At 60.5% G+C, this 19,482-nt stretch carries 24 protein-coding genes; 21 read left to right on the top strand and 3 right to left on the bottom strand.

The window, feature by feature from the left end:
- Positions 1-43 precede the first annotated feature (43 nt).
- On the bottom strand, positions 44-1,270 hold the full coding sequence (locus ACR0I0_RS05325; protein ID WP_480490469.1) for a cytochrome b/b6 domain-containing protein: 1,227 nt from the start codon (positions 1,268-1,270) through the stop codon (positions 44-46).
- A 174-nt stretch (positions 1,271-1,444) separates the two neighbouring features.
- Between ACR0I0_RS05325 and fabD the strand changes: the two genes are divergently transcribed.
- From fabD to mltG, 7 genes are all read left to right on the top strand, one after another.
- Positions 1,445-2,383 carry an ACP S-malonyltransferase gene (gene fabD / locus ACR0I0_RS05320; protein WP_480490468.1) on the top strand — a complete coding sequence of 313 codons (939 nt, stop codon included), beginning with the start codon at positions 1,445-1,447 and terminating at the stop codon, positions 2,381-2,383.
- 43 nt (positions 2,384-2,426) lie between these two features.
- A complete protein-coding gene (gene fabG, locus ACR0I0_RS05315) occupies positions 2,427-3,164 on the top strand; it encodes a 3-oxoacyl-[acyl-carrier-protein] reductase (protein WP_152458330.1) in 738 nt (245 codons plus the stop codon).
- Between the two features lie 206 nt (positions 3,165-3,370).
- Positions 3,371-3,604, top strand: coding sequence for an acyl carrier protein (locus ACR0I0_RS05310; RefSeq protein ID WP_008756330.1), 234 nt, complete (start codon positions 3,371-3,373; stop codon positions 3,602-3,604).
- A gap of 138 nt (positions 3,605-3,742) precedes the next feature.
- Positions 3,743-4,282 carry a GNAT family N-acetyltransferase gene (locus tag ACR0I0_RS05305; protein ID WP_171631641.1) on the top strand — a complete coding sequence of 180 codons (540 nt, stop codon included), beginning with the start codon at positions 3,743-3,745 and terminating at the stop codon, positions 4,280-4,282.
- Between the two features lie 123 nt (positions 4,283-4,405).
- Positions 4,406-5,149, top strand: a complete 744-nt coding sequence (locus ACR0I0_RS05300) for a 1-(5-phosphoribosyl)-5-[(5-phosphoribosylamino)methylideneamino]imidazole-4-carboxamide isomerase (RefSeq protein WP_171631644.1) — start codon at positions 4,406-4,408, stop codon at positions 5,147-5,149.
- A gap of 183 nt (positions 5,150-5,332) precedes the next feature.
- Entirely contained in the window at positions 5,333-6,598 is a 1,266-nt protein-coding gene (gene fabF / locus ACR0I0_RS05295) for a beta-ketoacyl-ACP synthase II (RefSeq protein WP_171631648.1), read from the top strand.
- Positions 6,599-7,756: an endolytic transglycosylase MltG gene (gene mltG / locus ACR0I0_RS05290; protein ID WP_480490465.1), complete on the top strand. Its 1,158-nt coding sequence runs from the start codon at positions 6,599-6,601 to the stop codon at positions 7,754-7,756.
- Positions 7,757-7,837: 81 nt separating this feature from the next.
- Here the strand turns inward: mltG and ACR0I0_RS05285 are convergent, their stop codons facing one another.
- Both ACR0I0_RS05285 and ACR0I0_RS05280 read right to left on the bottom strand, forming a co-directional pair.
- Positions 7,838-9,103: a DEAD/DEAH box helicase gene (locus ACR0I0_RS05285; protein WP_480490464.1), complete on the bottom strand. Its 1,266-nt coding sequence runs from the start codon at positions 9,101-9,103 to the stop codon at positions 7,838-7,840.
- A 298-nt stretch (positions 9,104-9,401) separates the two neighbouring features.
- The gene (locus ACR0I0_RS05280; RefSeq protein WP_480490463.1) at positions 9,402-9,938 is read right to left on the bottom strand and encodes a winged helix-turn-helix transcriptional regulator; all 537 of its coding nucleotides are present in this window, start codon (positions 9,936-9,938) and stop codon (positions 9,402-9,404) included.
- A gap of 40 nt (positions 9,939-9,978) precedes the next feature.
- Between ACR0I0_RS05280 and ACR0I0_RS05275 the strand changes: the two genes are divergently transcribed.
- From ACR0I0_RS05275 to ACR0I0_RS05210, 14 genes are all read left to right on the top strand, one after another.
- Positions 9,979-10,353, top strand: coding sequence for a VOC family protein (locus tag ACR0I0_RS05275; protein ID WP_480490461.1), 375 nt, complete (start codon positions 9,979-9,981; stop codon positions 10,351-10,353).
- Between the two features lie 179 nt (positions 10,354-10,532).
- Positions 10,533-10,877, top strand: coding sequence for a hypothetical protein (locus ACR0I0_RS05270; RefSeq protein ID WP_480490459.1), 345 nt, complete (start codon positions 10,533-10,535; stop codon positions 10,875-10,877).
- Positions 10,786-12,156: a DNA-packaging protein gene (locus ACR0I0_RS05265; RefSeq protein WP_480490762.1), complete on the top strand. Its 1,371-nt coding sequence runs from the start codon at positions 10,786-10,788 to the stop codon at positions 12,154-12,156. Before ACR0I0_RS05270 ends, ACR0I0_RS05265 begins: the two co-directional genes overlap by 92 nt.
- A gap of 1,035 nt (positions 12,157-13,191) precedes the next feature.
- Positions 13,192-14,352: a phage portal protein gene (locus ACR0I0_RS05260; RefSeq protein ID WP_480490457.1), complete on the top strand. Its 1,161-nt coding sequence runs from the start codon at positions 13,192-13,194 to the stop codon at positions 14,350-14,352.
- A complete protein-coding gene (locus ACR0I0_RS05255) occupies positions 14,345-14,563 on the top strand; it encodes a GTA head formation protein, RCAP_rcc01685 family (protein WP_171723054.1) in 219 nt (72 codons plus the stop codon). The genes ACR0I0_RS05260 and ACR0I0_RS05255 overlap by 8 nt, the downstream gene beginning before the upstream one ends.
- A 26-nt stretch (positions 14,564-14,589) precedes the next feature.
- Positions 14,590-15,135, top strand: a complete 546-nt coding sequence (locus tag ACR0I0_RS05250) for an HK97 family phage prohead protease (protein WP_253283233.1) — start codon at positions 14,590-14,592, stop codon at positions 15,133-15,135.
- A 34-nt stretch (positions 15,136-15,169) separates the two neighbouring features.
- Positions 15,170-16,348 carry a phage major capsid protein gene (locus ACR0I0_RS05245; RefSeq protein ID WP_480490455.1) on the top strand — a complete coding sequence of 393 codons (1,179 nt, stop codon included), beginning with the start codon at positions 15,170-15,172 and terminating at the stop codon, positions 16,346-16,348.
- Positions 16,349-16,518: 170 nt separating this feature from the next.
- Positions 16,519-17,118 (top strand): head-tail connector protein, encoded by a 600-nt coding sequence (locus ACR0I0_RS05240; RefSeq protein ID WP_480490453.1) that lies wholly within the window; start codon positions 16,519-16,521, stop codon positions 17,116-17,118.
- Complete coding sequence (locus ACR0I0_RS05235) at positions 17,115-17,453, top strand: phage head closure protein (protein ID WP_480490452.1); 339 nt, start codon at positions 17,115-17,117, stop codon at positions 17,451-17,453. The genes ACR0I0_RS05240 and ACR0I0_RS05235 overlap by 4 nt, the downstream gene beginning before the upstream one ends.
- Positions 17,450-17,863, top strand: coding sequence for a DUF3168 domain-containing protein (locus tag ACR0I0_RS05230; RefSeq protein WP_480490450.1), 414 nt, complete (start codon positions 17,450-17,452; stop codon positions 17,861-17,863). Before ACR0I0_RS05235 ends, ACR0I0_RS05230 begins: the two co-directional genes overlap by 4 nt.
- 20 nt (positions 17,864-17,883) lie before the next feature.
- The gene (locus ACR0I0_RS05225; RefSeq protein WP_170343937.1) at positions 17,884-18,297 is read left to right on the top strand and encodes a phage major tail protein, TP901-1 family; all 414 of its coding nucleotides are present in this window, start codon (positions 17,884-17,886) and stop codon (positions 18,295-18,297) included.
- Between the two features lie 4 nt (positions 18,298-18,301).
- Positions 18,302-18,622, top strand: coding sequence for a gene transfer agent family protein (locus ACR0I0_RS05220; RefSeq protein WP_171723061.1), 321 nt, complete (start codon positions 18,302-18,304; stop codon positions 18,620-18,622).
- Positions 18,619-18,828 (top strand): rcc01693 family protein, encoded by a 210-nt coding sequence (locus ACR0I0_RS05215; protein ID WP_209832770.1) that lies wholly within the window; start codon positions 18,619-18,621, stop codon positions 18,826-18,828. Before ACR0I0_RS05220 ends, ACR0I0_RS05215 begins: the two co-directional genes overlap by 4 nt.
- Positions 18,815-19,477, top strand: a complete 663-nt coding sequence (locus tag ACR0I0_RS05210) for a phage tail tape measure protein (protein ID WP_171723063.1) — start codon at positions 18,815-18,817, stop codon at positions 19,475-19,477. Before ACR0I0_RS05215 ends, ACR0I0_RS05210 begins: the two co-directional genes overlap by 14 nt.
- Positions 19,478-19,482: the final 5 nt, after the last annotated feature.

Raw genomic sequence — 19,482 nt, 5'->3', positions numbered from 1 at the left:
CGAAAACCGCCGGTGATCCTGTCACCGGCGATATTTTTTGGCATCACTGACTGCGGGACGCGGCGAGTTCCACAGCGACGGTGACGATGAAGCCGAGCGAGTCTTCGGTGGGCTGCGATGCGCCGATGCCGAAATCCAACCTGTTCAGATCAACCGAGCCCGTCATGGTCGCGGTGTCGTCCTGAAGGTCCAGTGAAAACGGGAGTATGATATCGATCGTCTTGTCGCGGATTGTCAGTGGTCCGCGTGCCTCATATCCGCTTTCGGTTTTGAAAATGTCAGCCGTGAACTGGGCCGTCGGAAACTGGGCGTTGTTGAAGAAATCCGCACCCATGGCCTGTTCGGTTACGGTTCCGAGGCTGAGAGAACCTATTGCGATCGTGACCTCGACGGACCCGGCCGGGCCAGGCTCGGCAGGGTCGTCAAAAGCAATTGCGGCTGTCCAGTCGGAAAACGAGCCGGTGACCGGGCTGCCCAATTGGGAAATCGTGATGGACAGGGTGCCGTTCTGAACCTGCCAGTCTGATTGCACCTCGGCCAGTTGGACGTCGGCGTCATCATCGTCGGCCTCACGCGCAAATTCGCCAGAGACCCAGCCGCCGGTGAGGACAAGCGCCCAAACGGCCACCGCGGCGACGGCGGGCACAAGGGAATGATGCTGGTGTGGAGGCTCCGGTGCGTCCGACCCACCCGGCAACATCCTGCGCAACGTGCTGTCTTTGTCTATGACGTGATGCTTCAACGCTCCGGCAACATGCAGGACCAGCGCGCCGACGAGCGTCCACATGAACAGCCAATGCAGAACGCCTGTCACCTCGGCCACAATGGTTGATTTCGCTACAAAAGGCAGATTTTGGCCGAAGGGCCAGAGGATTGGAGCAAACCCTTCGGTTGCGGCGTGGTGCACCCAACCGGTCAGTGGCACAAGCACCAGTGACCCATAAAGAAGCCAGTGGACGGTTTCGGCGGCAAAAGCCTCGGGCTTGTTGTCGGCATTCAGCAGGCCGGGCTTGGTTTGCGTGAAGGCCCACACTATCCGAGCCAAAGCAACGAAGAACACGGTGACGCCTATGGTTTTGTGCAATGAGAACATGCGCGCCGCGCGTGCGATTTCGGCCTCGCTTGGGGCTGTGGAGGCATGCAAGACAGCATGGGCCAGGTTGTCCGCGATCCAGCCGAGCGGCAGGGCCGTGAAGATCAGCAACGCGGTGAGCCAGTGAAACGTCTTTGCGACACTTCCGTAGCTTGAGAAGGAATTGGTCGAGGCCATGGGTGCAACGCTCCGAGATTCTGTGCTGCGCCCAAGTTAAGGTTATCGGAAGTCGGCACAAGTAAGCGCTTGTGCACAGCCAAGGTGCCAGAATGCAGAACACAGGCAGTGCTTGTGCCAGACGTTCAGTCAGTTTACACCCCGCCGCAACCTGACATCATCCATGAGGTTGCAATGACACTCGCGTTCGTTTTTCCAGGGCAGGGCGCCCAGACCATCGGTATGGGCAAAGCACTGGCCGATGCCTATCCGGCGGCGCAGGCCGTCTTCGATGAGGTGGACGAGGCACTGGGAGAGAAGCTGAGCAGATTGGTCTGGGAAGGCGACATCGCCGACTTGACGCTGACTCAGAACGCCCAGCCTGCTCTTATGGCGACATCCATGGCGGCAATGCGTGCGCTGGAAGCCGAAGGCGTTTCGGTTGGTCAGGCAGCTTTCGTGGCGGGTCATTCCTTGGGTGAATATTCGGCCCTTGCGGCAGCGGGGGCTTTGTCGGTTGCGGATACTGCGCGCTTGCTGCGCACCCGCGGTCTGGCGATGCAAAGTGCCGTACCGGTGGGCGAGGGCGCAATGGCGGCCATTCTTGGATTGGACCTGGAGGCGGTGCGCGCCGTTGCAGAAGAAGCCGCGCAGGGACAGGTCTGTCAGGCTGCCAATGACAACGATCCAACCCAGGTCGTTGTGTCCGGTTCCAAGGCTGCCGTGGAGCGTGCCGCCGAGATTGCCAAGGAAAAAGGCGCAAAACGTGCTGTTATGTTGCCTGTAAGTGCTCCATTTCACTGTGCGCTGATGCAGCCTGCGGCAGATGTCATGGCGGAAGCGCTTGCTGCCGTCGAGATAAAGGCGCCTTCCGTGCCTTTGGTGGCCAATGTGCGCGCCGAAGCCGTCAGTGATCCGGATCTGATACGTCAGTTGCTGGTGGAACAGGTAACGGGGTCGGTTTGCTGGCGCGAAAGCGTTCAGTTCATGGCCGCGCAGGGCGTGACTGAAACGTGGGAAATCGGTGCTGGCAAAGCGTTGTCCGGCATGATCCGCAAGATCGATCGTGCCATTGCAGGCAAGGCAGTGGGCACACCGGAAGATGTTCAAAAGGCCATTCAGGCCGAATCGTAAGCTCAAAAAAGCGTCGTGGCCGACGCACCAAGAGGAAAACCGAATGTTTGATTTGACAGGTAAGAATGCGCTGATCACTGGTGCTTCGGGCGGTATCGGAGGCGACATTGCACGTGCGTTGCACGGTGCTGGCGCAGCGGTCGGATTGTCCGGTACACGTGTCGAGCCATTGCAGGCTCTGGCAGACGAACTGGGCGAACGCGCGCATGTGTTGCCTTGCAATCTGAGCGATCCGGAGGCCGTCGAAGCGTTGCCAAAGCAAGCGGCCGAGGCGATGGGATCGGTGGATATCCTGGTGAACAATGCGGGTATCACGCGCGACAACCTGTTCATGCGCATGTCCGATGAGGAATGGCAGAGCGTTATTGACGTGAACATGACCTCGACGATGAAACTGTGCAAAGGTGTGATCCGCGGCATGATGAAGTCACGCTGGGGCCGGATCGTGAATGTCTCGTCCGTGGTGGCCGCAATTGGCAACCCGGGGCAGGCAAACTATGCTGCGTCAAAAGCCGGGATGATAGGGTTTTCCAAGGCTTTGGCTCACGAAGTGGCAACGCGCGGAATTACCGTGAATGCCGTGGCTCCGGGCTTTATCACCACGGCAATGACAGAGAAGCTGACCGAGGAGCAGAAAAAGGGTCTGTTGCTCAAGGTTCCGGCGGGTCGCATGGGTGAACCCGAAGAAATTGCAGCGGCTGTACTGTATCTTGCCAGCCCCGAAGCGGGTTATGTTACCGGAAGCACCTTGCATGTGAACGGCGGTATGGCCATGTTGTGATCGCCACAGGGGCAGCGCGAAAGCGTTTGCCTCTTGCGTCGACTATGCTATAGGCGGCGCATCTATGCGGGGCCGGTTGTTCAGGTCGGCCTTCGACTTCCCGGTTCGCCGGGACCCAAACCGCCCGAAACGGGCAAATCAAAGCCAACCCGTGCGGGCAAGGGCAGAATCGGGCAGACCGCCCTGTAAAGGAATGAGGAATAGACATGAGCGACGTCGCAGATCGCGTTAAGAAGATCGTTGTTGAGCACCTGGGTGTTGAAGAAGATAAAGTCGCGGAAAACGCGTCCTTCATCGATGATCTGGGCGCAGACAGCCTGGACACCGTTGAACTGGTCATGGCCTTCGAAGAAGAGTTCGGCATCGAAATCCCCGATGACGCAGCCGAGACCATCCAGACCTTCGGCGACGCCGTAAAGTTCATCAGCGAAGCGTCCTAAGCGTTTCCCTCTGTACAAATGCGGCGCTTCCGGGCAACGGAGGCGCCGTTTTTTTATGCTTGTTCAAAATTCATGCTTGCGCGGTCATTTTTGGATGCGCACTGTTTCCATTGAGGCAAAATTCAAAGTGGACAGGGCATGATAAGATCCACTCCCATGATAAATACCGCGCGTTTGACGCTGTGTGCCATGCGCCCGGAGGACTTTGACCGGTTCGCCGAGATCTGGAGAGATCCGTGCGTCGTTCAGCATATTGGCGGCTCACCCCGATCGCGCGGAGAAGCATGGGATTCCTTTTTGCGCAATGCCGGGCATTGGCACATGGCCGGGTTTGGACAATGGGGTGTGCTGCAACAATCGGATCGAAAGCTGATCGGACAGGCCGGTTTCTTTTACGGAAACCGCCGGATGGGCGAGGATTTCGACGGGTTTCCCGAGGCGGGTTGGGTTCTGGCGCCCGAGGCGCAGGGGCAGGGCCTGGGGTATGAGGCGGCCAAGGCAGCGCATGACTGGTTTGACCGGGTGATTCCCGGGCCTTTGGTTGCGATGGTGAATGCGTCCAACGCCTCGTCGCAGAAGCTTGCCAAAAAGCTGGGCTATGTATTGATGCGGGAAGGGGTGTATAATGAAACCCCGGTGCATTTGCTTCGGCGCAACGGGCCACCTGCGCTCGCGTAAATCCGCCACTTCGACACTATGCCGCAAAATGGCCAAACTGTGCCGATCCCGGTGATATTGGGAGGGCGTTCCAGGTGTATGCTGCCGGGGATTTTCAGAGCGATTGAGCGGAGGACCGAGCTCATGAGGATATACCCCACTATGGAGTTGCAGAACGGCCGGTGTGTCACGTTAGACAAAGGTCGTTTGGACAACGCTATGATTTGGCACGTAAACCCGGTTGAAACGGCGCGAAGCTGGGCCGAAGCGGGTGCCGAATGGATGCACCTGACTGATTTCGATGCGATAGAGGGCAAAGATACCAACGTCGAATTGATTGAAGAGATTATCCGCGCGGCCGAAATCCCGGTTCAGTTGGCAGGTGGTATGCGGACCCGCGAACAGGTCGAGCGCTGGATCGACAAGGGCGTCGGTCGAGTCGTGATAGGGACGCTGGCAGCGCGCGAGCCGAAGCTGGTCAAGGAATTGGCCACGCTCTACCCGGATCAAATCGTGCTGTCGGTCGATGTCTGGCAAGGTTTTGTAATGACGGATGGCTGGCGCAGCCAAAGCGTATTCACGCCCGAAGCGTTTATCGACGCGTTCGAGGGGGCGCCGTTTGCTGCTATCGTGGTGACCGATATCGACAGCGATATGGAGGACGTCGAAGCTCAGCTTGGTTTGATCTCGGGGATCGCCAGTCAGTCGCGCACCCCGGTGATAGCAAGCGGGGTTGTACGTACCGCGGATGACATCTCGCGGCTGGCGTATATTCCCAATATCTCGGGTGCGATCGTGGGGCGTGCATTGTTTCGCAAGACACTTGACCTGACGGATGCTCTGGAAATGGCAAAATCGGCGCATGAGCCGGTGGCACAGTTCCAATAAATACGCTTCGCCCTTTCAACCGGAATCGTGAAAGGGCGGGCACCGATTTCCGTAACCCAAAGCGGTACTGCTTCGGTTACCCGGCGGCGGGAAGCCCGCATGAAATCGCCGTTGCTCTTGCCCCCGGACCCCGGGCCGGGGTAAGAGCGGTTCTCATAACAGGAAGCAGGCAAGAGGCACTTCATGCGCAGAGTCGTTGTAACCGGTCTTGGATTGGTCACTCCTTTGGCCAGCGGGGTCGAGGAAACCTGGTCGCGGCTGCTGGACGGAGAGTCCGGCGCTGGTCCCATCACGCATTTTGATGCGGAAGGCAGTGGTGTCACCACGACCTACGCCTGTGAGGTGCCCCGCGGGGACGGAACCAACGGGACCTTCAACCCCGATGACTGGATGCCGCCGAAAGAGCAGCGCAAGATCGAGGACTTTATCCTGTATTCCATCGCAGCCGCTGAAATGGCGTGCAAGGATGCGAACTGGTTGCCGGAAGATGAAGAGGACCGCCTGCGAACAGGTGTTCTGATCGGTTCTGGCATCGGGGGGTTGGGTTCGATCGCGAATACCGCCAATCTGATCCGCGACAAAGGCCCGCGCCGGGTTTCACCGTTCTTTATTCCGGGTGCTCTGATCAACCTGGCATCAGGTCAGGTGTCGATCCGGCATGGCTTCAAGGGGCCGAACCATTCGGTCGTGACGGCGTGTTCCACCGGTGCCCATGCAATCGGTGACGCCAGCCGTATCATTCGGGCAGGGGACGCAGACGTCATGGTCGCTGGTGGCGGCGAAGGCTGCATCTGCGAGATCGGCATCGCCGGGTTCAACGCATGCAAGGCGTTGTCGACCAAATATGCGGATAATCCAAAGGCGGCCAGCCGACCCTATGACGTTGACCGCGACGGATTCGTCATGGGCGAAGGTGCGGGCATCGTCATCCTGGAAGAGTATGAACACGCGAAGGCCCGCGGTGCGAAGATTTACGCCGAGGTGCTGGGCTATGGCATGTCGGGCGACGCATATCACATCACGGCACCGTCCGAGGACGGTGACGGGGCAGAACGTTCGATGAAAGCCGCGTTGCGCAGCGCGGGGCTGGAGCCGAAGGACCTGGACTACATCAACGCCCATGGCACCTCGACCATGGCGGATACGATCGAACTGGGTGCGGTCGAACGTCTGCTGGGAGACCACGCCGCGAACGCCACCATGACGTCGACCAAATCGGCAACCGGTCACCTTTTGGGTGCAGCGGGGGCGATCGAGGCAATCTTCTCGATTCTGGCGATCCGCGATCAGGTCGCACCTCCGACGATCAACCTGGACAACCCCGCGGTGGAGACACCGATTGATCTGGCCCCGAACGCCAAGCGTGAGCGCGAGATCAACGTGGCCCTGTCGAACTCGTTCGGGTTTGGCGGCACCAATGCCAGCGTGATCTTCGGAAAGGTCAACTAAATGTGGCGGGCCATTGCTTCGAACGCGCTGACCATTCTGGTGGTCGGCTTGTTTCTGATGGGAGGACTGATCCTTTGGGGTCAGACCCAGTACAAGGCCGAAGGCCCGCTTGAAACCGCAATCTGTCTTCAGGTCAGAAGCGGATCGAACATGACACGTGTCAGTCAGGAACTGGAAGAGCAGGGCGCGATCCGCAGTGCCACGATCTTTCGGATGGCCGCCGATTACACGGATCGGGCGCAGCAGTTGAAAGCCGGCAGCTTTCTGGTGCGGGAAGGCGCGTCGATGGAGCAGATCATCGACGAAATTACCAGCAGCGGTGCCAGCACCTGTGGATCCGAGATTGAGTATCGTATCGGTGTGACGCGTGCTCAGACCCGTGTGCGCGAGTTGAACCCTGCGACCCTGGATTTCGTCGAAATCGCGTCGTTTGATCCGTCGGAAGAAGAGGTGCCTGAGGCCTATACCGAGAAACGCAACGAGGCGGACACCCGTTACCGCGTGTCGCTGGCCGAAGGTGTGACCTCGTGGCAGGTGGTCCAGGCGTTGAAGGCGTTCGACGCATTGACAGGTGAGGTGACCGAGATCCCGGCCGAAGGGATGCTGGCGCCTGACAGTTACGATGTTGTGGCGGGCCTGGACCGTAACGACATTTTGCAGGCGATGCAGGACAAGCAACAATTGCGGATCAACGCCGTTTGGGAAAGCCGTCAGGACGGGTTACCGCTGCAAAGTCCCGAAGAAATGCTGATCCTTGCGTCGATCATCGAAAAGGAAACCGGAGTTCCGGAAGAGCGCGGGCAAGTGGCCAGTGTTTTTGTGAACCGGCTGAAACAGGGGATGCGGTTGCAGACGGACCCGACCGTCATCTATGGCGTCACCAAAGGGCAAGGCACGTTGGGGCGCGGGCTGCGCCGCAGCGAGCTGAACCGACCAACCCCATGGAACACCTATCAGATAGACGGTTTGCCGCCGACGCCGATTGCCAATCCGGGCTTGGCCAGCCTTGAAGCTGCTGTTGCGCCGGATGAAACGGATTTCGTGTTCTTCGTTGCCGATGGCACGGGTGGCCATGCATTTGCCGAAACTTTGCAGGAGCACAATCGCAATGTCGCCAAATGGCGCGAGATTGAGGCAGAGCAGAATTCGGGAAATTGATCTGAACGAAAAATGGTTTCGTTCATCGTGTTGCGCCAACGCCGGTCATTGAACCGGCGTTGGCTTTTTTGTGTTCCGATCTTAGGCCGCCGGACGTTTGCTGCGTGGACGACGCCGTTTGTTTGCTGCGGGTTTTCCTTCCCCGTTGGCGGGCTTGGGTTTGAACCCCCGGCGACGGTTGTTCGGGCGGCGCGCCGGTTTTTCAGGTTGCACGGCTTCGGGCATCGCGCCACTGGCCACCGGAATTTCGATCTTCATCAGCTTTTGAATTTGACGCAGCAGATCGACTTCCTCGGCCGAGCAGAAAGCGATGGCCTCGCCCTCGCGCCCGGCGCGGGCGGTGCGGCCGATGCGGTGGACATAGTTGTCGGGCACTTCGGGCAGGTCGTAGTTGATCACATAAGCCACGCCGGGGATGTCGATGCCGCGCGCGGCGACATCTGTGGCGACGAGGATGTTGATCTCACCCGCGCGGAAGGCCTTGATGGCGCGGTCGCGCTGGCCCTGGCTTTTGTTGCCGTGGATGGAGGCCGCGTTGTAGCCATCGGCGACGAGGCCTTTCATCAGCTTTTCAGCCCCGTGTTTGGTACGGGAAAAGACCAGCGTCAGGGCGTCCATATCCGCCGACAGGATTTCGCGCAGCTTGGCGGGTTTTGCGGGCTTTTCAACGAAGTGGATCGACTGGGTGATCTTGTCGGCCGCTTTGCCCGGAGGCGAGACCTGCACCCGCTGCGGGTTGGTCAGATAAGCGCGGCTGAGTTCCTCCATCTGCTTCGGCATGGTGGCCGAGAACAGCATGGTCTGGCGCGGCGTGCCCAGTTCCGGCGCGATGCGACGCAGGGCGTGGATGAAGCCCATGTCGAGCATCTGATCAGCCTCGTCCAGCACCAGATGGCGGACCGAGCTGAGGTCGACGGCGCGGCGCTCCATCAGGTCGATCAGGCGACCGGGGGTCGCGACAAGGATATCGGTGCCGCGCGACAGGAACATGATCTGCTTGTTGATCGACTGGCCACCGACGACGGTGGCGACGCGCAGTTTGGTCTTGTTGGTGAGGGTGCGCAGGCTGTCGGCGATCTGGTTGACCAGTTCGCGGGTCGGAGCAAGGATCAGCGCCTTGGCGGTTTTGGGATCGGGCTTTCCGGGTTGGGCCAGCAGGTGATCGATCAGCGGCAAGCCGAAGGCCAGCGTCTTGCCGGTGCCGGTCTGGGCCAGGCCAAGGATGTCGTGGCCGTTCAGGGCCAGCGGGATCGCCTGGTTCTGGATTGGTGTGGGTTGGGTGAAATTGGCGCGTTGCAGCGCGTCGTTCAGGGCGGGCGCGAGGCCCAGCATATCGAAGTCGAACAAATAACTATCCTTTGTCGCCCGAGGGGTTGGACCACGGGCAAGTCGCAATGGGCCGCATCCGCGACCGGCAGGGGTTGTGCGAGACCTCGGGACAGGCAGGCGGTTCCTGCGGTGTCCGGTCGTCGCGTCAAGAACCCTGCGTGATGGGGAACTATGGGTGGATCGGGCGCTGTGGGGGCTTTGGATGGCCCGGATGCTCACGCGGCAGCGCTGTTTGAGGGGCACATGCGGGTTGGGCGGGGGAATGTCAAGCTTTAGGCTGGGGTTTGTTACGTTCTGATTGAGGGTGTTGCTGCCCCTACTGGCCCAGTCCAACCGCCTGATGGATCGCAAATCCGGTGTTGACCGCGCGATAAGTCGGGAAGGGCATCCGCCCCGAGGTTTCGATATCGCGTCTTATCCAGTCGTGGTCTTCGAGCTGATGCAGCGAGGAGGACAAGGCGCGATCGGTGATGGGGGGCAGGTCCGATTTGATGGCCGAAAAGCGATGCGGGGTGCCGGTCAGGGCCAGGATCGGAACGGTCCAGGATTTACGGAGAAGCTTGCGGGTGCTGTCCTCGGGGGTGATCTTGAGGATTTCGTGGGCGGTCCGGGCGGCTTGAGCCCCGGCTTGGGTCAGGCGGAATTCGGGGCGCAGGGGATGGCCATGGCCGGGGTTCCGCTCGATCAGGTTGAGTTGGACAAGGTGGCCGAGGCTGGCCGCGAAGGCCGTTCGGCTGGCGCTGGTGGCGGTGAGCAGAGAGGCCTGACGTCCGGGCACGCCTGTGTGCATCAGCGCCAGAATGTTCAGCGACCACGCGCGCGAGGTGAGCTTGACAAGTAGTTTAATGTCCATAAAGTATAGTTACTATATTATCAGTCATAAGGGAAGCTCGATGCCGCTTGTTTCATTGAAGAACACCATCACGTTTGCGATTTCAGTTAGGGACCGTCATGCCAGCGCGGATTGGTATCGCGACATGCTTGGCTTCGAGCTGGTCCACCATATCGACGAAGCGGGGTGGAGCGAAATGCGCACCAATGTCGACGGTGTGACCTTGGGTCTGGGGGAGCAGGCAAAGCCGTCGCCGGGCAATTGCGTGCCGGTCTATGAGGTTGCTAATATTGCTGTGGCGCGCGGCGCGTTGGAGGTGGCCGGGGTGGCGTTTGACGGCCCGACAGAGACGATCGAAGGCATGGTCAGCACGGCCACATTCTATGATCCGGACCAGAACGCCATGATGCTGGCGCAGGATCTGACCGACGGCTGATCTTAACACGGCGTACGGTGCGTGTTGCGTCGATGTTGCGTAACACATTGACTTTGCGAACTTAATCCCGTACAACTTATGTCATGCTAGAAGAGGTGGGCAACGGCCCCGGGGCGACCCGGTGGCCGTTTTTCGTTTCTCTCGTGCGGAAAAACTCACGCATGAGGTCACAGGCAAACATGACTTTGATTACCCCGGAAGAGCGGATTTCTCAGACGGCTGATTTACTGCAGTCGCTTGAGCGATCCATTCGCGATCTGCGTCAGGCAGCGGAAGAACTGCGAAAACAGATCGGCGCCGGGGAGGATGCAGACCTTGCCGGAACAGGCAAGCAACTGGGTCAGCTAGAGGGGCTGATCCGCAGTTGCCAGAAAGTGGAGACAAGCTTTGTCGAACAACATCACAGACAAGCCGGAATTGCCCAAGGGGGCTATGCGCTCGACCTTGATCGAGCTCGGTTTGAAGTCGGGTGCAGGCTGGCTCGCCTCCGCGCCTGTTGCGGTGCAGGACAGATTTCTGAGTGAGATCGGGGAGGGAGGGCTGTGTGCCCTCCCTTTCCTGTTCGAATTCTGGGCGATGCCGCATCAGTTGCCACCCGAGGGTGACTGGCGGTCCTGGGTGATCATGGGCGGGCGCGGTGCGGGCAAGACGCGCGCCGGGGCCGAGTGGGTACGGTCGATGGTCGAGGGGTCTTTGCCATTGGATAAGGGCCAGGCCTGTCGGGTGGCTTTGGTTGGTGAGACCTTCGATCAGGTACGCGATGTGATGATCTTTGGCGACAGCGGGATATTGCAATGTTCGCCCCCGGATCGGCGACCCACGTGGAAGGCATCTGAGCGCAAGATGATCTGGCCCAACGGGGCCGAGGCTCAGGCGTTTTCGGCACATGATCCCGAAGGGCTGCGCGGGCCGCAGTTCGATGCGGCCTGGGTGGATGAGCTGGCCAAGTGGAAGAAAGCGGGCGATACCTGGGACATGCTGCAATTTGCGCTGCGTTTGGGCGAGAGGCCCCGGGTCTGCGTGACCACGACGCCGCGCAATGTGAAGGTGCTGAAGGATCTGCTGGTGTCGCCCTCCACGGTGCAGACCCATGCACCGACCGAGGCGAACAGAGCCAATCTGGCGGCGTCGTTTCTGGAGGAAGTGCGCGCGCGCTATGCCGGCACGCGGCTGGGGCGGCAGGAGCTGGACGGGGTGTTGCTGTCGGATGCGGACGGCGCGCTGTGGACGGGTTCGATGCTTGAGGCGGCGCGCTGCGCACAAGTGCCCGAATTGGATCGCATCGTGGTGGCGCTGGACCCGGCGGTGACGTCCGGGTCAGGCGCGGATGCCTGCGGGATCGTGGTGGTTGGCGCGCAAGTGCAAGGCCCGCCCGAGGCGTGGCGCGCCTATGTGCTGGCTGACCGGACGGTGCAGGGCGTTGGCCCGGCAGGCTGGGCGAAGGCGGCGATTGACGCGATGGACGAATTCGGGGCCGAACGGCTGGTGGCCGAGGTCAATCAGGGTGGGCAGTTGGTGGAAGAGGTCGTGCGGCAGGTGGACCCTCTGGTCCCGTTCCGGCCGGTGCGTGCGTCACGTGGCAAGGTCGCGCGGGCAGAGCCTGTGGCGGCCCTGTATGAGCAGGGACGGGTGTCGCATGTTGCCGGGTTGGACGCGCTGGAGGAGCAGATGTGCCAGATGACCGCGAGGGGGTTCGAAGGGCAGGGCTCACCCGACCGGGTCGATGCTCTGGTCTGGGCGTTGCATGAGTTGGTTGTGGGGCCTGCGGGGGTGTATCGGCGGCCTCGGGTGCGGAGTCTGTGAAGGCCTTGTTCTCTTGTGGCTATGATCACCCGGTAAAAGTGCAATATTCTTCTTGATATTTGCGCAGCAGGGTCAGTAGACGACGAGGCCGTTCGTCATCTTGCAATTCAGCCATGCCAAACGGGTAGTACTTTACTGGTGCATTAGGAATGGGGATGTGAGGGTTACCATGCGGAGTAGGCGTGTAGGGATCTGTAAACAAGAAAATCATGTCTGCGAATTTGACGCAACTCTATAGTTCTACGAACCTCCAAAGTGCGCTGTCAGTGTTATGGGGGTCAGGAACCTGAGTCCGAGCCAAATCAAACGTCAGGCCGTATATGCGCGTCCCTTGCTTTCTGGTTTCTTCGATTTCAACAGTTGCGTCGCAACCTGCCACCTTGATTTGCTGTTTGACACGTATTTCTGGAAACCAGTGGTTGCCAACCTTGTTTCCTCCTGAAACCTGTCGGGTCTCGGACACCTCTTGAATCTCATGAGCGAGAGATAATCGCGCGTCTTTGGCAAGCGCCATGTTGCAATCTAAGGGCAACAGAGAAAATAGGATTGAGACCATTCTGACGTAATTTACTGTCAACGACGCAGATCCTTACATACGTTGGCGGAAGCGCGGGATAATTCGAGTATGGTCCTCGATTGACACCAACACGCCAAGTTATAAAGGGTTTGGGGCCTGCAATCTTAAGGTGTTGAAAATGTCCTGCAAAAAAACTTATTTCTTACTTGTTGCTTTGGCGCTTCTTGGGTGTTTTGGCACGCTTTGGTACTTTGATCAGCCCGGCTTCAGCGGGAAGCACAGAATGGGAACTTTGCTGGTTACAGCATTGATAATCGCAGGTCTTACAAGGCACTATTTTGTAGGTATGCGAGACGACGACTAGCCTTGGCGGATATGCCTTTAGTGTTCTGCGCATTTCTTTGACAGATATCCACCCGTTGCCCACCCCCCGTACGCCCCATTCCCAAGCCTTAAACTTCTTTCCGTCATAACTCCTTTCAACAAGCCGGGCAGAGCGGCGGCAGAAAGGAGCACAGATGGTATTCGATTTCTTGCGTCGTGGATCGGCTGAAGCGGCGCCCGAGGCAAAAGCAAGCGCGGCTGGGCCGGTGGTGGCGTGGCAGACGGGCGGGCGCGTGGCCTGGAGCCCCAGGGACGCGGTGTCGCTGACGCGGACGGGGTTTTTGGGGAACCCAGTGGGGTTTCGATCCGTCAAGCTGATTGCCGAGGCGGCAGCGGCGCTGCCTTTGGTGCTGCAGGATCAGGCGCAGCGCTTTGATGCGCATCCGATCCTGTCCCTGATGCGCCGTCCGAATGCGACGCAGGGGCAAGCGGAGTTGATGGAGGCCTTGTTCGGGCAGTTGCTGTTGTCGGGCAATGCCTATGTCGAGGCGGTTCAGGCTGAAGAAGGGCTGCCGGTTGAGCTGCATGTGCTGCGATCCGACAGGATGAGCGTGGTGCCGGGGTCGGATGGATGGCCCAAGGCGTATGACTATGCGGTTGGCGGCAAGAAGCATCGGTTTGCGGCGGAAGCCATCAGCCATATCAAATCGTTTCACCCTCAGGATGACCACTACGGGTTCTCGCCGATGCAGGCGGCGGCGATGGCGATTGATGTGCATAACAGCGCGTCGCGATGGTCGAAATCGCTGCTGGACAACGCGGCGCGGCCTTCGGGGGCTTTGGTCTGGAAAGGCGATGGCCACGGGGTGATGGCCGAAGATCAGTTCCGGCGTCTGTCAGACGAGATCGAGGCGAACTATCGCGGGGCGCGCAATGCAGGCCGTCCGATGGTTCTGGAAGGCGGGCTGGATTGGAAGCCGATGGGGTTCTCTCCGTCCGATATGGAGTTTCAAAAGACCAAGGAAGCCGCCGCCCGCGAGATCGCGCTGGCCTTCGGTGTCCCGCCAATGCTGCTGGGGATCCAGGGTGACGCGACCTATTCGAACTATCAGGAGGCCAACCGGGCGTTCTATCGCCTGACCGTTCTGCCCCTGGTGACGCGGGTGGCGGCGGCGGTGTCGGACTGGCTGGCGGGCTTTACCGGCGAGGAACTGGTGTTGAAGCCTGACCTGGATCAGGTGCCCGCGCTGTCGGCAGAACGCGACGCGCAATGGGCGCGGGTCAACGGGGCCGATTTTCTGACGGATGCGGAAAAGCGCGCGTTGCTGGGGCTGCCGGAGCGTGCAGATGGGTGAGGGGTATCCCTCGTTCGAGTGCGCGCCAGGTCTGCGTCTGGCCGCGCATGAGCGGGTGGCCGAGATCCAGCATGCACATCTGTGTCGGCGTCTGGATCAGATCGAAGAGATGATGGAGCGGCTGGACCGCCGGCTGTGGCTGACGGTCTATGGCGTGGCGGCGGTGATCCTGGCACAGGCGTTTCAATCCCTCTTGGTGGTCGCGCCATAAGTTCAATGGGTTACATGGAGAAGTTCATGGATTTAGAGCATAAATTCGCACGGTTCGGCGACGGTTTTTCGGTTACGGATGACGCGGCAATCGAGGGCTATGCCAGCCTGTTTGGGCAGGTCGATCAGGGCAGTGACGTGGTGCAGCGTGGCGCCTATCGCGGCTCGCTTGACAGGCTGGCCAGAGCGGGTCAGCGCGTCAAGATGCTGTGGCAGCATGATCCGGCCCAGCCCATCGGCGTGTGGGACGAAGTGCGCGAGGACGACAAGGGCCTGTGGGTCAAGGGGCGTTTGCTGGAGAGCACGCAGAAGGGCCGCGAGGCGGCAGAATTGATCCGGGCAGGTGCGATGGATGGTCTGTCGATCGGCTACCGCACCAAACGGGCCGTGAAGAATGACAAGGGCCAGCGGGTCCTGACCGAACTGGAGCTGTGGGAGGTGTCATTGGTGACCTTCCCGATGCTGCCCAGTGCGCGGGTGGCGGCGAAGGGAAGGACACCTGACGCCGAGGAAGCCCTGCGCTGTATTGCCGACGTATTCAACGATGCCCGGCAGGAGCTGGCGCGGACCTAGCGCGCCTCAAAACCACTCAGAACAGGACATGCTGATGAGCAAGACCGAAACCCCGGCCTTGACCGGAGAGGGTGCGCCCCTGGTTCAGGAGGTGAAGCGGGCGATGGCTGGCTTCGTGAATGAATTCAAGGGCCTGAAAGCCGAAGTTAATACAAAACTGCAACAGACAGAAGAGCGACTGACCATGCTGGATCGTAAATCAACAATCGCGGCACGCCCGCATCTTGCCGCTTCGATCGAAGACGGAGCCCCGCATCAGAAGGCATTTGACGCCTATGTGCGGTCCGGCGAAGATGACGGGCTGCGTGGCCTCGAGATGGAGGGCAAGTCCCTGTCATCAGCGGTCAACAGCGACGGTGGCTATCTGGTTGATCCGCAGACTGCCGAGACGATCAAGTCGGTTTTGAACTCGACCGCCTCGATCCGTTCGATTGCATCGGTCGTGAATGTCGAGGCAAATTCGTTCGACGTGCTGATCGATCACACCGATGTAGGTGCGGGCTGGGCTGACGAAAACTCGGCCACAGCGGAGACCGGAACACCGTCGATCGATCGCATCTCGATCCCGCTGCACGAGCTGAGCGCGCTGCCCAAAGCGTCGCAGCGCCTGCTGGATGACAGCGCCTTCGACGTCGAGGGCTGGCTGGCCGGGCGCATTGCCGACAAGTTTGCACGCGCCGAGGCGGCGGCATTCATCAACGGCGATGGCGTCGACAAGCCCAAGGGGTTGATGATCCACCGAGCGGTGCCGAATGATGGCTGGTCCTGGGGCAGCCTTGGCTATGTAGCGACCGGTATTGATGCGGGTATTGATGCGGATGCGATTGTCGATGTGGTTTATGCGCTGGGCGCGCAGTACCGGGTCAACGGGACCTTCGTGATGAATTCGAAGACCGCAGGTGTGATCCGCAAGCTGAAGGACAGCGATGGCCGCTTCCTGTGGTCCGATGGTTTGGCCGCAGGTGAGCCGGCGCGTCTGATGGGGTATCCGGTTCTGATCGCCGAGGACATGCCGGATGTGGCAACCGACAGTTTCTCGATAGCCTTTGGTGACTTCCAGGCTGGTTACACCATTGCCGAACGTCCTGATCTGCGCGTGCTGCGCGACCCGTTCAGCGCCAAGCCACATGTCCTGTTCTATGCGACCAAGCGCGTCGGCGGCGATGTCAGCGATTTTGCTGCGATCAAGCTGGTGAAATTCGGCACCGCCTAACGCGGGCTGAATCCGGGGGGCCCTGGCCCCTCGGACGGCGGGCGCGGGCCGGAGTGAGATCCTCTGCGTTGTCTAGCTGTTCCCCTCCGTCCGAGCAACGTGGGGCGGCGCGTGCCCGCCATTTTCCAAGGATGGGGCCCTGGAGGGGTCCGAGATTGCGGAGTGAGTGGATGATGTTGATCGAAGAGACCGCCATCGCGGATGCGGCGCTGCCGGTGGAACAATTCAAGGCGCATCTGAGGTTGGGCACGGGCTTTGCCGAGGATGATGTGCAGAATGAAGTGTTGAAGGGGTTCCTGCGGGCCGCCATCGCGGCGATCGAGGCGCGTACTGGCACGGTTCTGATCACACGGGATTTCTCGTGGAGTTTGCACAGGTGGCGCGACCCGTCGGGCGAAGTGCTGCCTGTGGCCCCGGTGGTTTCAGTGCAGGCCGTGACCCTGACTGACAAACAAGGAGCTGAAACAGTTGAGGACGCCGCGACCTATCGGCTGGAGCATGATAGTCAGCGGCCCCGGATCCGCCCATTGGGTTTCAGCCTGCCTGCCATCGAAACGGGTGGTTCCGTAAAGATTTCGTTTGTCGCGGGGATGGCGCAGGATTGGGGCGGGTTACCTGCCGATCTTGGGCAAGCCGTGCTGCTGCTGGCGGCGCATTACTATGAATACCGGGATGAAACCTCATTGGGCGCTGGATGTATGCCCTTTGGTGTCACCAGCCTGATCCAGCGCTATCGCGTGGTGCGTTTCGGGGCGGGGGTATCGCAATGAATACGCCGCATCTGAACCGTAAGTTGGTGCTGGAGGCGCCCATGCGAAGTGCTGATGGGGCGGGAGGCTATACCGAAACATGGGCTGCGATGGGGACACTGTGGGCCGAGGTGACGGCGCGCAGTGGCGCGGAACGGCAGATCGCCGGAGCGTCTGTGTCGCGTGTCGGGTACCGCATCGTGGTACGCGGAGCGCCCATGGGATCTCTGATGCGCCCCGCGCCAGATCAGCGGTTTCGCGAGGGAAATCGCTGTTTCGTAATCCGGGCCGTGGCCGAGCATGACCCGCGCGGCAAGTTCCTGACCTGTTTCGCAGATGAAGAGGTGGCGGCATGAGCTATGGCGTTTCCGCCGTTTTGCAGGCGGCCGTGTATCAACAGCTTTCAGCGGACGCAGCAGTCAGCAGCCAATCGGGGGGCGCGATCTATGATGCCGTACCCGCAGGAACCGTGCCGCAGACCTATGTGACGCTGGGCCCCGAAGAGGTGCGTGACGCGTCGGACCGAACAGGCGCGGGCACGATACACCGCTTCACCGTTTCGGTGGTGTCCCAGGAGGCAGGGTTCGGTGCTGCCAAAACACTGGCCGGCGCGGTGTGTGACGCGCTGGAAAACGCGCCACTCAACCTGGGTCGCGGGCGTTTGGTGGGGCTGTGGTTCGAGCGGGCCTCGGCCCGGCGCACCGGGACCGGCGGCACCATCCGCCAGATCGACCTGAAGTTCCGCGCCCGCGTGGAAGATGACTAAGCAATCAACGGAGAGAGCACATGGCTGCCCAGAACGGAAAAGACCTGTTGGTCAAAATGGATATGAACGGTACCGGCCTGTTCCAGACCATCGCGGGGCTGCGGGCCACGCGCATAAGTTTCAATGCTGAAAGTGTGGATGTCACCAGTCTGGAAAGCCAGGGTGGATGGCGCGAGCTTTTGTCCGGGGCGGGGGTCAAATCGGCTTCGATCTCTGGCTCGGGCGTGTTCAAGGATGCTGGTACGGATGAACGCGCGCGGCAGTTGTTCTTTGATGGCGAAACTCCAGCCTTTCAGGTCATCATCCCTGATTTCGGGATTGTAGAAGGCCCGTTCCAGGTGACCAGCATCGAGTACGCGGGCTCGCACAACGGTGAGGCGACCTATGAGATGAGCATGGCCAGTGCCGGTGCTCTGACCTTCACGGCGCTTTGATCCGATGGCCAATCCGTGGACAGGCGAGGTGGCGCTGACCATCGATGGCGAGCAGCGGGTGCTCAAACTGACGCTTGGTGCTTTGGCGGAGTTGGAGCAGGAGCTGAATGCTGGGTCGCTGGTTGAGCTGGTGCAGCGGTTTGAGGGCGGTGCGTATTCCAGTGCGGATGTTCTGGCGCTGATCGTTGCCGGTTTGCGGGGCGGTGGCTGCCACATTGCCCGGACCGACCTTATGCATGCCGAGATCGAAGGCGGCCCCATGGCTGCCGCCAGAACCGCAGCCGAATTGTTGGCGCGCGCCTTCATGGTGCCGGAGGGCGCATGAGCGGGTTCGACTGGCCTGTCCTGATGCGGGCCGGATTTCTGGGGCTGCGACTGACGCCGGATCAATTCTGGCGTCTGACCCCGGCAGAGCTGCGGCTGATGCTGGGGCAGGGTTCCGGAGCGCCCGCAATGAACCGGGCGGGGTTGGACGCTTTGCAGGCGGCCTATCCGGACAAGACACAAGGAGAGCGTGATGACAGATCGTGACGGGTTTGATGACCTGCAAGAACGAGGCGAAGCGTTGGGCGATTCCCTCGGCGATGCTGCGACTATGGCGGCGGCGTTTGACAGCCAGATGAAGCGCATCAGCGCCGCATTTGAAGAGACCGGCAAGGATGTCGCGACGCTGGAGCGCGGCATGTCCAGCGGATTGCGCAAGGCCTTCGATGGTGTCGTTCTGGATGGGATGAGCCTTTCCGGTGCGTTGGATATCCTGAAGAACTCTTTGATCCAAACGGCTTATGCGGCTGCGATCAAGCCGGTGACGGACCACTTTGGCGGCATGCTGGCCAACACGGTCGGCGGGTTGGTGAAGGGAATTCTGCCCTTTGCCGATGGCGGAAGCTTCAGCCAGGGCCGGGTGATGCCCTTCGCCAATGGCGGTGTGGTCAGCGGCCCGACCATGTTTCCCATGCGCGGCGGCACCGGGCTGATGGGAGAAGCCGGGCCAGAGGCGATCATGCCGCTTGCGCGCGGGGCCGATGGCAAGCTGGGCGTGCGGACGCAAGGCGCCGGGCGTGCCGTGAATGTGGTGATGAACATTTCGACACCTGACGTGCAGGGGTTCCGCCGCTCTCAGGGGCAGATTGCGGCCCAGATGAGCCGCGCGCTGGGGCGCGGCAATCGCAACAGGTAAATCAG

This window comes from Ruegeria sp. AG6 (assembly GCF_056541565.1).
Note: the sequence above shows the minus strand (reverse complement) of the source record. Positions and strands in the feature narration are given on the sequence as shown.